General features: G+C 75.0%; 16 protein-coding genes. 12 read left to right on the top strand and 4 right to left on the bottom strand.

The genetic code is table 11. The features are described 5' to 3' along the window. Positions 1 to 340 precede the first annotated feature (340 nt). Both ccrA and KK617_RS17595 read right to left on the bottom strand, forming a co-directional pair. Positions 341 to 1,681 carry a crotonyl-CoA carboxylase/reductase gene (gene ccrA / locus KK617_RS17600; RefSeq protein ID WP_277501477.1) on the bottom strand — a complete coding sequence of 447 codons (1,341 nt, stop codon included), beginning with the start codon at positions 1,679 to 1,681 and terminating at the stop codon, positions 341 to 343. Between the two features lie 134 nt (positions 1,682 to 1,815). Next, positions 1,816 to 2,538, bottom strand: coding sequence for a GntR family transcriptional regulator (locus KK617_RS17595; protein WP_277501476.1), 723 nt, complete (start codon positions 2,536 to 2,538; stop codon positions 1,816 to 1,818). Between the two features lie 137 nt (positions 2,539 to 2,675). Between KK617_RS17595 and KK617_RS17590 the strand changes: the two genes are divergently transcribed. The 6 genes from KK617_RS17590 (at position 2,676) to KK617_RS17565 (ending at position 7,085) form a co-directional block, all read left to right on the top strand. Further along, complete coding sequence (locus KK617_RS17590) at positions 2,676 to 3,890, top strand: NRAMP family divalent metal transporter (protein WP_277501475.1); 1,215 nt, start codon at positions 2,676 to 2,678, stop codon at positions 3,888 to 3,890. A 14-nt stretch (positions 3,891 to 3,904) separates the two neighbouring features. Then, positions 3,905 to 4,690: a 5-oxoprolinase subunit PxpA gene (locus KK617_RS17585; RefSeq protein ID WP_277501474.1), complete on the top strand. Its 786-nt coding sequence runs from the start codon at positions 3,905 to 3,907 to the stop codon at positions 4,688 to 4,690. Continuing rightward, complete coding sequence (locus KK617_RS17580) at positions 4,687 to 5,349, top strand: allophanate hydrolase subunit 1 (RefSeq protein WP_277501473.1); 663 nt, start codon at positions 4,687 to 4,689, stop codon at positions 5,347 to 5,349. The genes KK617_RS17585 and KK617_RS17580 overlap by 4 nt, the downstream gene beginning before the upstream one ends. Further along, the gene (locus tag KK617_RS17575; protein WP_277501472.1) at positions 5,346 to 6,296 is read left to right on the top strand and encodes a biotin-dependent carboxyltransferase family protein; all 951 of its coding nucleotides are present in this window, start codon (positions 5,346 to 5,348) and stop codon (positions 6,294 to 6,296) included. The genes KK617_RS17580 and KK617_RS17575 overlap by 4 nt, the downstream gene beginning before the upstream one ends. Positions 6,297 to 6,363: 67 nt before the next feature. Continuing rightward, positions 6,364 to 6,831 (top strand): DUF1445 domain-containing protein, encoded by a 468-nt coding sequence (locus tag KK617_RS17570; protein ID WP_277501471.1) that lies wholly within the window; start codon positions 6,364 to 6,366, stop codon positions 6,829 to 6,831. Continuing rightward, positions 6,795 to 7,085 carry a DUF1445 domain-containing protein gene (locus tag KK617_RS17565; RefSeq protein WP_277501470.1) on the top strand — a complete coding sequence of 97 codons (291 nt, stop codon included), beginning with the start codon at positions 6,795 to 6,797 and terminating at the stop codon, positions 7,083 to 7,085. Before KK617_RS17570 ends, KK617_RS17565 begins: the two co-directional genes overlap by 37 nt. Before the next feature lie 9 nt (positions 7,086 to 7,094). Here KK617_RS17565 and mce read toward each other — a convergent pair whose 3' ends face one another. Next, complete coding sequence (gene mce / locus KK617_RS17560; protein WP_277501468.1) at positions 7,095 to 7,547, bottom strand: methylmalonyl-CoA epimerase; 453 nt, start codon at positions 7,545 to 7,547, stop codon at positions 7,095 to 7,097. Positions 7,548 to 7,707: 160 nt separating this feature from the next. Here mce and KK617_RS17555 point away from each other — a divergent pair, with 160 nt between their 5' ends. From KK617_RS17555 to KK617_RS17530, 6 genes are all read left to right on the top strand, one after another. Further along, the gene (locus KK617_RS17555; protein WP_277501467.1) at positions 7,708 to 8,895 is read left to right on the top strand and encodes an acetyl-CoA C-acetyltransferase; all 1,188 of its coding nucleotides are present in this window, start codon (positions 7,708 to 7,710) and stop codon (positions 8,893 to 8,895) included. Further along, positions 8,892 to 9,974, top strand: a complete 1,083-nt coding sequence (meaB, locus tag KK617_RS17550; RefSeq protein WP_277501466.1) for a methylmalonyl Co-A mutase-associated GTPase MeaB — start codon at positions 8,892 to 8,894, stop codon at positions 9,972 to 9,974. Before KK617_RS17555 ends, meaB begins: the two co-directional genes overlap by 4 nt. A 101-nt stretch (positions 9,975 to 10,075) precedes the next feature. Next, positions 10,076 to 10,246, top strand: coding sequence for a hypothetical protein (locus KK617_RS17545; RefSeq protein WP_277501465.1), 171 nt, complete (start codon positions 10,076 to 10,078; stop codon positions 10,244 to 10,246). A gap of 47 nt (positions 10,247 to 10,293) precedes the next feature. Continuing rightward, complete coding sequence (locus KK617_RS17540) at positions 10,294 to 10,800, top strand: PH domain-containing protein (protein ID WP_277501464.1); 507 nt, start codon at positions 10,294 to 10,296, stop codon at positions 10,798 to 10,800. A gap of 1 nt (position 10,801) precedes the next feature. Next, positions 10,802 to 11,290, top strand: a complete 489-nt coding sequence (locus KK617_RS17535; RefSeq protein WP_277501463.1) for a MarR family transcriptional regulator — start codon at positions 10,802 to 10,804, stop codon at positions 11,288 to 11,290. Beyond that, positions 11,290 to 12,600 carry a hypothetical protein gene (locus tag KK617_RS17530; protein ID WP_277501461.1) on the top strand — a complete coding sequence of 437 codons (1,311 nt, stop codon included), beginning with the start codon at positions 11,290 to 11,292 and terminating at the stop codon, positions 12,598 to 12,600. Before KK617_RS17535 ends, KK617_RS17530 begins: the two co-directional genes overlap by 1 nt. On the opposite strand, the gene KK617_RS17525 is transcribed toward KK617_RS17530, so the two are convergent. Continuing rightward, positions 12,579 to 12,870 (bottom strand): hypothetical protein (locus KK617_RS17525; RefSeq protein ID WP_277501460.1); only part of this gene is annotated, 292 nt, incomplete at its 5' end. The genes KK617_RS17530 and KK617_RS17525 overlap by 22 nt on opposite strands.

Below are 12,870 nucleotides of genomic sequence, written 5' to 3'. Positions count from 1 at the left end.
CCGGCCCCGCCGACGGCGGGGATCGCCTGGGTCGACTGGTCGTCGGGGTTGGCGGTGCCGGTCTCCGGCTCCTCGTCGAAGATCGACAGTCCCTTGTCGCTCATGCTGGAGAACTCCTCTGCGCGCGGTTCGACGCGCGGTTCGCGTCGGGGTGCGTGGGTGCTGGGTGGCACGCACGCGGGGTCCAGTGTTGCGGATCGCGGGGACGGATCACAGCCCGACGCCCGCCCCGGCGTGGCGTCCCGCGGCGGCCGCTGCCAGGGCCCCGGACGGGCCCCGGACGTGCGCACGCCCGCCCCCGGTGGACCGGGGACGGGCGTGCGGCGGTCGTGCGGGTCGCTCAGACGCCGCGGAAGCGGTTGATGGCGTCGAGGTGCTTCTCGCGCATCTCGTGGTTGCGCACGCCGAGCCCCTCGGTGGGGGCCAGGCACAGCACGCCGACCTTGCCCTGGTGCTTGTTGTGGTGCACGTCGAGCGCGGCCTGGCCGACCTCGTCGAGGCTGTAGGTGCGCGACACGGTGGGGTGGATCTTGCCCTGCGCGATGAGGCGGTTGGCCTCGAACGCCTCGCGGTAGTTGGCGAAGTGGCTGGACACGATGCGCTTGAGGTTCATCCACAGGTAGCGGTTGTCGTACTCGTGCATGTAGCCCGTGGTCGAGGCGCAGGTGGTGATGGTGCCGCCCTTGCGGGTGACGTAGACGCTGGCGCCGAAGGTCTCGCGCCCGGGGTGCTCGAAGACGATGTCGATGTCCTCGCCGCCGGTGAGCTCGCGGATCCGCTTGCCCAGGCGCTGCCACTCCCGGGGGTTCTGCTCGGTGCCCTCGTCGTTCCAGAACTTCCAGTTCTCCTCGGAGCGGTTGATCACCATCTCCGCGCCCATCGAGCGCACGATCTTCGCCTTCTCCTCGTTGGAGACCACGCAGATCGGGTTGGCGCCGCCGTTGAGGGCGTACTGGGTCGCGAAGCCACCGAGGCCGCCGGAGGCGCCCCAGATCAGGACGTTGTCGCCCTGCTTCATCTGACCCGCGTTCTTGGAGACCAGCTGGCGGTAGGCGGTGGCGTTGACCAGGCCGGGGGAGGCGGCCTCCTCCCAGGTGAGGTGGTCGGGCTTGGCGAGGAGCTGGTTGGACTTGACCAGGGCGATGTGGGCGAGGCCGCCGAAGTTGGTCTCGAAGCCCCAGATGCGCTGCTGGGGATCCATCATCGTGTCGTCGTGGCCGGCGGGGTCCTCGAGCTCGACCGAGAGGCAGTGGGCCACGACCTCGGCGCCGGGCTGCCACTTGGTGACGCCGGGACCGGTCTTGAGCACGACGCCGGCGAGGTCGGAGCCGACCACGTGGTAGGGCAGGTCGTGGCGCTTGGTCAGCTCGGAGAGGCGGCCGTAGCGCTCGAGGAACCCGAAGGTCGAGACGGGCTCGAAGATCGAGGTCCACACGGTGTTGTAGTTGATCGCGGAGGCCATCACCGCGACGTACGCCTCGCCGGGGCCGAGCTCGGGCAGCGCGACGTCCTCGACGTGGAGCGACTTGCGGGGGTCCTTGTCGCGGGTCGCGATGCCCTCGAACATGTCGACCTCGTCCTTGTGGACCGTGACGGCCCGGTAGGACTCGGGCAGCTCGAGGTGGGCGAAGTCCTCGCTGGTGGTGTCACCGGCTTGGATGGCGTCGAGGATGTTCTGCACGTCGTGCACTCCTGTGGGGTCGAGAGCAGGGCTGGCCGGAAGATACCCACGAGTAACCGGGCGTGGGTCACATAGTGACCGGTGTCTCACCGCGGCACCCTGGTGCGGGAGCGTGGCAGCGCCCGGCGGCCGGGTCAACCGTCCCCACCGACCGTGCGCTGCTCGTAGGCGGCGACGAGCTGCCGCTCCGCGGCCCGCAGGTACGCCGCGAGCCGCGTCGCCGCCTCGTCGCGCCGCCCGGCGCGCAGGTGACCCGCGATCACCGCGTTCTCCTCGAGGTACGGCGCGTGGAACGGCTCGGGGTCGCCCATCTGGTGGAAGAACAGGCGCATCTCGGCCAGCAGCAGCTCCATCTGCGCGACGAGGCGCTCGCTGCCGGACAGGGCGACGACCGCGCGGTGGAAGTGCTGGTTCGCGCTCGCCACCGCGGGCCAGTCGCCGCGGTCACCGGCCGTCGTGCCCTCGCGCACGGCGGCGTCGAGGGCCGCCAGGTGCGCGGGGTCGAGCGCCGGGCCGTGGAGGACGGCGGCGGGCTCGATCACGAGGCGCGCGGCGTACACGTCGCGGACCGCGGTGGTGTCGGGGGTCGCGACCAGCACGCCCCGGTGCTCCTCGCGCACGAGGATCCGCTCGGCCACCAGCTGGCTCAGGGCCTCGCGCAGCGTGTTGCGCGAGACGCCCAGTGCGTCGGCGAGCCGCACCTCGGGCAACCGGGTGCCCGAGCGCAGCGTGCCCTCGACGACCTGCTCCCGCAGCAGGCGGGCCGCGCGGTCGGCGGAGGTGCTCATGACGGTGCGGCGGGCCCGGCGCGCCTCGCCCAAGGAGGCGAGGAGGGGGTCGAGCTCGGAGGCGGCCACGGCCGTGACCCTAGCGGCCGGGGGTACCGGGCGGTCGCCGAGCACGTGGCCCGGGCCACGCGAGGGGATTGCGGGATTGTTCAACAGTCCTTACGGTGATCGACACCCGCCAGTCCGGACCACGAAGGGACCCCGCGATGGGTGACACCCCGCCGCTCAAGGAGGCCGTGAGCTCGGCCAGCCGCCGCTCCGCGCTCCTCGGCGCGATCTTCCTGATGGCCACGAGCGCCATCGGACCCGGCTTCATCACGCAGACCGCGACCTTCACGGTCCAGCTCGGCGCGGCCTTCGCCTGCGCCATCGTCTTGTCGATCCTCGTCGACGTCGCCGTGCAGCTGAACGTGTGGCGGGTGATCGGCGTCGCCGGTCGCCGGGCCCACGAGCTGGCGGGCGACGTCGCCCCCGGGGCCGGGTGGCTGCTCGCCGGCCTCGTCGTCGTGGGCGGGTTCGTCTTCAACATCGGCAACGTCGCGGGAGCCGGCCTCGGCCTCGACGCGCTCCTCGGCCTCGACCCCCGCTGGGGCGGCGCCCTGTCCGCGGTCGTCGCGGCGGGGATCTTCCTCAGCGCCCGGGCCGGGGTCGCCCTCGACCGGGTCGTCGTCGTGCTCGGGATGGTCATGATCGTCGCGACGGCCACGATCGCCGTCACGTCCGGCCCCCCGGTCGGGGACGCCCTGCGCAACGTCGTGGCGCCGACGGAGTTCGACGTGCTCGCGGTGACCACGATCATCGGCGGCACGGTCGGCGGCTACATCACGTACGCCGGCGCCCACCGCCTGCTCGACTCGGGGACGACCGGCCCGGAGGCGGTGCGGGCCATCTCCCGCAGCTCTGTCGTCGGCATCCTCGTCACGGGCCTCATGCGCGTCGTGCTCTTCCTCGCCATCCTCGGCGTCATCGCCGGGGGGACGGCGCTCGACGAGTCGAACCCGGCGGCCAGCGCCTTCGAGGCGGCCGCCGGCGAGGCCGGGCTGCGCGTCTTCGGGCTCATCCTGTGGGCGGCGGCCCTCACGTCGGTGATCGGCGCGGCGTACACCTCGATCTCGTTCGTCACCACCTCGGCGACCCCGGCCCGCACCCGCAACCTGCTGACCGTCGGGTTCATCGCGGCGACGACGGTGGTCTACCTCGTCATCGAGCAGGCGCCCGTGACGCTGCTGGTCTTCGCCGGGGCGTTCAACGGCATGATCCTGCCGATCGGCTTCGGCCTGCTGCTGTGGATCGCCTGGCGCCGCCGCGACCTCCTGCACGGCTACCGCTACCCGCGCTGGCTCCTGGCCATCGGCGTGCTGGCCTGGCTGCTGACCCTGTTCCTGGCGTGGCGCTCGTTCACGCCCCTGATGGACCTCTGAGGCGGGAGCACGGGATGGCAGTGACGGACCCGATCGGGAACGGGACCACGGTCGACCTCAACAGCGACGTCGGCGAGTCCTTCGGCCGCTGGGAGCTCGGCGACGACGAAGCCGTCCTGGGCCTGGTGACGAGCGCCAACGTCGCCTGCGGCTTCCACGCCGGGGACCCGACGACGCTGCGCACCACGTGCCGGCTGGCGGTGGCCGGGGGCGTCGCGATCGGCGCCCAGGTCGGCTACCGCGACCTGGCCGGCTTCGGCCGCCGATTCATCGACGTCGAACCGCGGCACCTCGCCGACGACGTGCTGTACCAGGCCGGGGCGCTCGACGCGCTGGCCCGCGCGGAGGGCGGCCGCGTCGCCTACGTCAAGCCGCACGGCGCGCTCTACAACGCCGTCGTGCACCACGAGGAGCAGGCCCGGGCGGTGGTCGACGCGGTCCTGGACCTCGATCCGTCGCTGCCGGTGCTCGGCCTGCCGAGCTCGGCCCTGCTCCGCCTCGCGGACGCCGCCGGCCTGCGCACCGTGCGGGAGGCGTTCGCGGACCGCGCCTACACCCCCGAGGGCACGCTCGTGTCCCGCCGCGAGCCCGGCGCCGTCCTCCACGACCCCGCGGAGGTCGCGGCCCGCATGGTCCGTCTCGTCACCGAGGGCACGCTCGTCGCGGTGGACGGCTCGAGCGTCGCGGTGACCGCGGACTCGGTGTGCGTGCACGGCGACTCGCCCGGGGCCGTCGCGATGGCCCGTGCGGTGCGCACCGGCCTGGAGGACGCCGGCGTCCGGCTCGGGGCCTTCGTGTGAGCACCGCCCGCCTCCTGCCGTACGGCGACCGCGCGGTCCTCGTCGAGGTGGAGGACACCCCGGCGGTGGTCCGGCTCGTCGACGCGCTCGCCGTGGCGGGCGCGACCGGTCCCGAGGGTCCGGTCGCCGAGGTGGTCCCGGCCGCGCGCACCGTGCTGCTCGTCGCGCGCCCCGGCGTGCCGGTCGCCGCCGTGCGGGCCGCGGCGGAGCGCACCGCGGCCGAGCAGGGCGACCGGGCGGGGGACGCGGCGGGGGAGCGGGGGACGGCTCTCGACGCCGGAACCGTCGAGATCCCCGTCGTGTACGACGGCCCCGACCTCGCGGACGTCGCGGCCCTGACCGGCCTGAGCCCGCGCGAGGTGGTCGCCGCCCACACCGGCCGGCCGTGGCGCGTGGCCTTCGGCGGCTTCGCGCCGGGATTCGCCTACCTCGTCGGCGGCGATCCCCGGTTGCGTGTGCCGCGGCGCTCCGAGCCCCGCACCAGCGTGCCCGCCGGCGCGGTCGGCCTGGCGGGGGAGTTCTCGGGCGTCTACCCCCGCAGCTCGCCCGGCGGCTGGCAGCTGCTGGGCCGCACCGACCTCGTGCTGTGGGACCTCGATCGCGAGCCGCCCGCCCTGCTCCGCCCGGGGGCCGCGGTGCGCTTCACGGAGGCGACGTGAGCACGCCCGCGCGCCCCGCACGGCCCGCGCTGCTCGTCCACCGCGTCGGGGGACCGGCGTACGTCGAGGACACCGGTCGCCCCGGGCAGGCGGGCATCGGGGTGGGCCGCTCCGGCGCCGCGGACCGCGCCGCCCACGCCCTGGCCAACCGGCTGCTCGGCAACGCCCCGGGAGCCGCCGCGCTCGAGGTCACCCTCGGGGGTCTCGAGCTCGAGGTCACCGGCGCGCCCGGCGCGGTCGTGTGGCTCTGCCTCACCGGAGCCCCGGCTCCGCTCGTCGTCGCCGGCCGCGAGGTCGGCCCCGGCGCCCTCGTCGCGGCCCGCACCGGGGACCGGGTCGCGGTGGGTACGCCGACCCGCGGCCTCCGCTCGTACCTCGCCGTGCGCGGGGGGATCGACGTGCCGGCCGTGCTGGGTTCCCGCAGCCACGACGTGCTCGCCGGGATCGGGCCGGCGCCGCTGCGGCCCGGCACGGTGCTGCCCGTGGGCGACGAGGTCACCGGGCAGCCGGTCGTCGACGGCGTGCCGCCGGCCCCCGGGAGCGACCCGGGCGACGTGGTGCTGCGCGTGGTGCGGGGGCCCCGCGACGACTGGGTCGCCGACGCCGGCGTGCTGACCACCGGCGCGTGGCGGGCGTCGTCGCGCACCGACCGCGTCGGCATGCGCCTCGAGCGCGGTGGCCCGGACGGGGAGGCGCCGGCGGGGCTCCTGCGCGCGGCCGACCCGGACGCCTTGCTGCCCAGCGAGGGCGCGACCCGCGGCGCGCTGCAGGTGCCGCCGTCGGGCGAGCCCGTGCTGTTCCTGGCCGACCACCCCGTCACCGGCGGGTACCCCGTCGTCGGTGTCGTCGTCGACGCCGACGTCGACCGCGCCGCCCAGGTGCGCCCCGGGGAGACCGTCCGGTTCCGCTGGGTGCGGGCCGGCACCGACGAGACCGGAGGATCCTGATGGACGACGCCACCACCCGCGGGTCGCTGACCCCCCACGAGGCCCGCCGGCGGTTCCGCGCCGACTGGTGACGCCGACCGCGGGCTGGAGCCGCGGCTGGGCGCAGGCCAACCTGCTGGTGCTGCCGCGCGCGAAGGCCTACGACTTCCTCGTGTTCGCGCAGCGCAACCCGCGTGCGTGCCCGCTGCTCGAGGTGCTCGAGCCCGGCGCGGTGGCCGGTGCGCTGCTCGACGGCGACGTGCGCACCGACCTGCCGGCGTACCGGGTCTTCCGCGAGGGCGAGCTCGTCGAGGAGCCCACCGACCTGCTGGGGTGGTGGCGCGACGACCTCGTCAGCTTCCTCATCGGCTGCTCGTTCACCTTCGAGGACGCGCTGCAGGTGGCGGGGATCGAGGTGCGGCACCAGAGCGAGGGGGTCAACGTGCCGATGTACCGCACCACGCGGCGCTGCCGGCCCGCCGGTGCCCTCTCGGGCCCCTCGTGGTGTCGATGCGGCCCGTGCCCGCGGACCGCGTCGCGGACGCGGTGCGGGTGACCGGGCGCTACCCCGGCGTGCACGGCGCGCCGGTGCACGTGGGTGAACCCGCCGCGCTCGGGATCACCGACCTCGACCGGCCGGACTACGGCGACGCGGTGACGATGCGCCCGGGCGAGGTGCCCGTGTTCTGGGCATGCGGGGTGACGGCGCAGGCGGCGGTGGTCGAGTCGCGCCCGGGCCTCGCGCTCACGCACGCGCCCGGCCACATGCTCGTCACCGACGCCCGCGACACCGACCTCCTGCTGGCGTGAGCGGACCCGTCAGTGGTGCGCGTCGGCGGCCGGCTGCACCAGCTCGACGAGCACGCCACCGGCGTCCTTCGGGTGCACGAAGTTGATGCGCGAGTCCGACGTGCCGCGGCGGGGCGCGTCGTACAGCAGGCGCACGCCGCGCTCCCGCAGGATCGCGGAGACCTGCTCGACGTCGACGACGCGGTAGGCGAGCTGCTGCAGGCCGGGCCCGGAGCGGTCCAGGAACTTGGCGATGGTCGACTCGGGGGTCAGCGGGGCGAGCAGCTGGATGAAGGAGCCCGAGTCGCCGACGGCGACCATGGCCTCGCGGACGCCCTGCTCCTCGTTGGTCTCCTGGTGGGCGACCCTCATGCCGAAGGTGCCCTCGTAGAAGGCGATGGCCTCGTCGAGGTCGGCCACGGCGATGCCGACGTGGTCGATGGCGGTGAACAGGTGCGCGGGGATCTCCAGGGGTGCGGACATGGGGCGCATCGTACGTACGGCGCACCGCGGCCCCGGCGGGGAGTGTGACGACGGCGACACCGCGGCCGGTCACGAAGTGACTCGTCGGTAGCCTTGACCTCCGACCGCTCCGCGCGGCACGTTCTCTCACGCAGCGAACCCCAACTTGGAGGCATGTCCCATGACCACTTCCGTCATCGTCGCCGGTGCCCGCACCCCGATCGGTCGCCTGCTCGGCGGCCTCACGTCGCTGACCGGCGCCGACCTGGGCGGCGTCGCCATCAAGGGCGCGCTCGAGCGCGCCGGCGTCTCCGGCGACCAGGTCGAGTACGTGATCATGGGCCAGGTGATCCAGGCCGGTGCCGGCCAGATCGCGGCCCGCCAGGCGGCCGTCAAGGGCGGCATCCCGATGAACGTGCCGGCGCTGACCATCAACAAGGTCTGCCTGTCGGGCATCAACGCCATCGCCCTGGCCGACCAGCTCATCCGGGCCGGCGAGCACGAGATCGTCGTGGCCGGCGGCATGGAGTCGATGACGCAGGCCCCGCACCTGCTGCCGAAGTCCCGCGCGGGCTTCAAGTACGGCGACACCGCGCTGGTGGACTCCATGGCGTACGACGCGCTCTACGACCAGTTCACGAACCAGCCGATGGGCGGGCTGACCGAGGACCGCAACAGCGAGGCCGAGAAGCTGACCCGCGAGGAGCAGGACGCGTTCGCGGCCCGCAGCCACCAGCTCGCGGCGGCCGCGCAGAAGAACGGCGTCTTCGACGACGAGATCGTGCCGGTCCAGATCCCGCAGCGGAAGGGCGACCCGGTCGTCGTCTCCACCGACGAGGGCGTGCGCGCCGACACCACCCCCGAGAGCCTCGCGAAGCTGCGCCCGGCGTTCAGCAAGGACGGCACGGTCACGGCCGGCTCGGCCTCGCAGATCTCCGACGGCGCCGCCGCGGTCGTGGTGATGAGCAAGGCCAAGGCCGAGGAGCTGGGCCTGAGCTGGATCGCCGAGATCGGTGCGTCCGGCCAGGTGGCCGGCCCCGACTCCACGCTGCAGGAGCAGCCCGCCAACGCCATCCTCAAGGCGGTGGAGAAGGAGGGCATCTCGGTGGAGGACATCGACCTGTTCGAGATGAACGAGGCCTTCGCTGCCGTCGGCATCGCCAGCGCCCGCAAGCTCGGCGTCTCCGAGGACAAGGTCAACGTCAACGGCGGCGCCATCGCGCTGGGCCACCCCGTCGGCATGTCGGGCGCCCGGATCGTGCTGCACCTCGCGCTCGAGCTCAAGCGCCGCGGTGGTGGCACCGGCGCCGCCGCGCTGTGCGGCGGCGGCGGCCAGGGCGACGCCCTGATCATCCGCGTCCCCGCGTGAGCGAGGCACCCCCGCTCACCGCCGCGACCCCGGCCCGGGGGCGGCGCCGCACGGCGTCGGTCCCCGACCTGGTCGCGGCGGCGCGCGGGGGTGACCCGCGTGCCGTCGGGCGGCTCGTCTCCCTGGTCGAGGACGCCGGCGGCGCCCCCCGCGCCGACGGGGAGGACGCCCGCGCCGCCCGCCTGCGGGAGGCGATGGCCCTGCTGGCCCCGCACACCGGTCACGCCCACGTGGTCGGCGTGACGGGCTCGCCGGGCGTGGGCAAGTCGACCTCCACCAACGCGCTCGTCACCGAGCTGCGCGCCCGTGGGCGCCGCGTCGGCGTGCTGGCCGTCGACCCGTCCTCGCCGTTCTCGGGCGGGGCCCTGCTGGGCGACCGCATCCGGATGGGCGACCACGCGACCGACGCGGACGTCTACATCCGCTCGATGGCGTCCCGCGGCCACCTCGGTGGGCTGTCGTGGAGCACCCCGCAGGCGCTGCGGGTGCTCGACGCGGCCGGGTTCGACGTGGTGCTGGTCGAGACCGTCGGCGTCGGGCAGAGCGAGGTCGAGGTCGCCGGCCTCGCCGACACCACCGTCGTGCTGCTGGCGCCGGGGATGGGCGACGGCATCCAGGCCGCCAAGGCCGGCATCCTCGAGGTCGGCGACCTGTACGTCGTGAACAAGGCCGACCGCGGGGGCGCCGACCAGGTGCGCCGAGAGCTGCGCGGCATGCTGAACCTCGCCGACCGTCCCGCCGACGCGTGGCGTCCCCCCATCCTCGCCACCACCGCGCAGAGCGGTGAGGGCGTGAGCGAGGTCGTCGACCGGCTCGAGGAGCACCGCGCGTGGCTCGCGACGACGGGGCACCTCGCCGTACGGCGCCGCCGGCGCGCCCGCGAGGAGGTGGAGGCCATCGCGCTGACCCACCTGCGCCGTACGTGGGCGGGCATCGCCGGCGGCGGCCGGGGGTCCGGGGGCCCGGACCTCGACGTGCTCGCCGACGACGTCGTGGCGGGCAGGCGCGACCCGTACGGAGCGGCCAACGCACTCCTGGCCGCGACCGACGGCGTCGGCGGCACGCCCACCGACGGGTGAGTCGCTCCGCCCGGGCGCGCCTGCGCCGAACCGGGCGGGGCTCTTGGTAGAAACATGCCGGTCTGTGTCCGGGAACGACGTCCATGGCTTGGAGGAACGACGTGAGCGCGAAGAAGGTGGTGCTGCTCCTCGTCGTCGTGTTCCTCGGCTTCTGGATGTTCACCGACCCGAGCGGCCTGGCGGCCACGGCCCGCGACGGCGGCGGTGAGGCGTGGGACCTGCTCGTGTCCTTCTTCCGCGCGGTCATCCGCTTCGTCGGCGAGCTCTCCTGAGCCCGCTGTGAGCCCGTCGTGAGGTCGTCGTGGGCCTGATCGCCGCGGTGACCGACCCGGACATCGCCCGGCACCTGCTGCGCGACGAGGGCGAGGTCATCGTCGACGAGGTGCGCCACCACTGGGTGACCTTCGTGGTGCCCGTCCTCATCTGCCTGCTCGCCCTCGCGCTGCTGGCGAGCGTGCCGTTCCTCCCGCTCGACTGGGGCTGGTTCCCGATCCTGCTGGCCGGGGTGGTCGCGGCGTGGGGCGTCTACAAGGTCCTCGTCGTGCACATGGACCGCTTCGTCGTCACCAACATGCGCGTCTACCGCGTGCACGGCGTGTTCTCCCAGCAGCTCGCCACCGTGCCGCTGACCCGGATCCTCGACATCACCGTCAAGAAGCCGCTCGTCGGGCGCGTCCTCGGCTACGGCCACTTCGTGTTCGAGTCCGCGGCCCAGGCCCAGGGCCTGCGCGAGATCCGGTACGTCGGACGCCCCGACCAGCGCGACCTGTCCATCCAACGCGTCGTGCAGCGCTCGGGCGTCCGCGGCCGGCCCCAGGTCAACTGACGTGGCGCTCCCGTTCGACCCCATCGACGAGGCCCGCCGCCAGTGGGAGCTGCGCTGGGAGGGTGGCGCGGTCATGCACGCCGTCACCTCGCTGATGCGGGTGCAGCAGCTCGTCATCGCCCGCCTCGACGCCCTGCTCAAGCCGCACGGGCTGACGTTCGCCCGCTACGAGGCGCTCGTCCTGCTCGTCTTCTCCTCCCGCGGCTCGCTCCCGCTGGGCAAGATGGGGGAGCGGCTGCAGGTGCACCCCACCTCGGTCACCTCGATCGTCAACCGCCTCGCCGCCGCCGGCCTCGTCGAGCGCCGCCCGCACCCCGACGACGGCCGCGCCGTCCTCGCCGAGATCACCCCGCAGGGACGCGAGCTCGTGGAGCGGGCGACCGCCGACCTCCTCGCCGCCGACTTCGCGCTCGGGGCGCTCGACGCGGAGCAGCACGCCGCGGTGTCCGCGCTCCTGGCGCCCGTGCGGCGCGACGCGGGCGACTTCTGATGGCCCGCCCCGGCCCTCGGCCCCGCGCGGCCCGTGCACTGTCCGTCGCCCTGCTCGTGCCCGCCGCGGCGCTGGGAGTGGCGTCCGCCGTACCCGCGGGAGCAGCCGAGGAGGAGAGCGCTCCCCAGCTGTCCCTGCCCGAGGACGCCCCACGCCTGGACGCCGACGACCCGGGCGCCCCGGCCGCGCTGCCCGCCGGGTGGAGCCGTGCCGAGCTCGGGCCGAGCGACGGGCCGGGCGAGGCGCTCCACCTGTCCTACCGCCGCCAGGTCGAGGGCAGCACCGTGCACGTCGCCGCGACCACCCCGGGTTCGGCGCCGGGGGCGGCGGACGGGTTCCGCCTCGAGATCAGCGCGCCCGACGGGGACTCCTGCGCGTCGGACTCGATCGTCCGCTACGACGGCGGTGGCGTCGGCCTGCTCACGCTGGGCCTCGCGGCCGGGCCGGGCGACCCGCGCGAGGAGGACCCGTCGGCGGCGCCCTGCGCCGAGACCACCTCGGTGCGCGTCACGGTCGAGCGCTCCGCTCCCGTGGTCGACACCTCGTCGCCGGTCTGGCTGCGGGTGGTGGAGGAGGCGCCGGTCGGCGACACCGACGACCTGCCCGCCCCCGCCGACGCGCCCGACCCCGGCCCGGTAGACGTCGACGGCGCGGCGCGCGCGCAGGAGGGCTCGACGGACGTGACGACCGCGCCCGTGCTGACGACCGGCATCTGGCGCGGCACGGTCCGGGTCGGGGGCCAGACCGCCTACCGGGTGCGTCTCGGGTGGGGCCAGTCCGTGGCGGTCGAGGCCGTGGCGGACGGGCTGGACGAGGACGCGCTCGACGAGGCCGGGGCGGGCGTGGGGCTCGGGGTGCGCATCCTCGACCCGATGCTGGCCCAGCGCGCCACGACGGTCGACTCCACCCTCGGCTCGGACGTCACCACGGCGTACGCGGAGCTGCCGGCCGTCGGCTACCTGCAGCGCCACGAGGCCGGTGGGCCCTCCCTGCCGGGGGAGCACGTGGTGGTCGTGACCTCGGACCCCGGCTACGACGGCGAGGCCACGGCGTACCCGGTGCCCGTGACCCTCCGCGTGGCGGTCGCGGGCCCGGCGGACGCCGCGGGGCCGGCGTACGCCAGCGAGCCCGCGTTCCTGCTCGGCGAGGACCAGCTCTCCGACGAGGTCACGCTCTCCGGCGACGGCGCGGGCGCGTCGGTGGCGCGCCTCGTCACCGGCGGCGCGCTGCTCGCGCTCGGCCTCGGCAGCCTTGCCGGGGGCGTGGTGCTGCTGCGCCGCCGGGGCCGTCAGGCGGTCAGGAGCAGGTAGGCGCCGGCCACCGTCGCGAGCAGCCCCAGCACGAGCAGCCACACGGCCGGTACGGCGGAACGCCGCGGCGCCGCGGCCACCGGTCGGTCGACGCGGGTCGGGGCGGGCGCGCCCGGGGCGAGCCGCGCGGTACCGACCCCGACGTGGGTCGGCGCGTCGTGCAGGGGAGCGGGGTGCGGCGCGGCGGTCGTCAGGCGTCGCGGCACCACCACCGGGGGGCCGGCCGCCGGCAGGTGCTCGAGCCGCAGCGCCGCCAGGTCGGCGCGCAGG

The organism is Nocardioides sp. ChNu-99, assembly GCF_029493445.1.
In the GTDB taxonomy this organism is placed as follows: domain Bacteria; phylum Actinomycetota; class Actinomycetes; order Propionibacteriales; family Nocardioidaceae; genus Nocardioides.
Note: the sequence above shows the minus strand (reverse complement) of the source record. Positions and strands in the feature narration are given on the sequence as shown.

Bases quoted from the DNA above. Each gene is read 5' to 3' on its own strand.
- KK617_RS17590 (WP_277501475.1), top strand. From the start codon at position 2,676: ATGGGTGACACCCCGCCGCTCAAGGAGGCCGTGAGCTCGGCCAGCCGC.
- KK617_RS17585 (WP_277501474.1), top strand. From the start codon at position 3,905: ATGGCAGTGACGGACCCGATCGGGAACGGGACCACGGTCGACCTCAAC.
- mce (WP_277501468.1), bottom strand. From the start codon at position 7,547: ATGTCCGCACCCCTGGAGATCCCCGCGCACCTGTTCACCGCCATCGAC.
- KK617_RS17555 (WP_277501467.1), top strand. From the start codon at position 7,708: ATGACCACTTCCGTCATCGTCGCCGGTGCCCGCACCCCGATCGGTCGC.
- KK617_RS17530 (WP_277501461.1), top strand. From the start codon at position 11,290: ATGGCCCGCCCCGGCCCTCGGCCCCGCGCGGCCCGTGCACTGTCCGTC.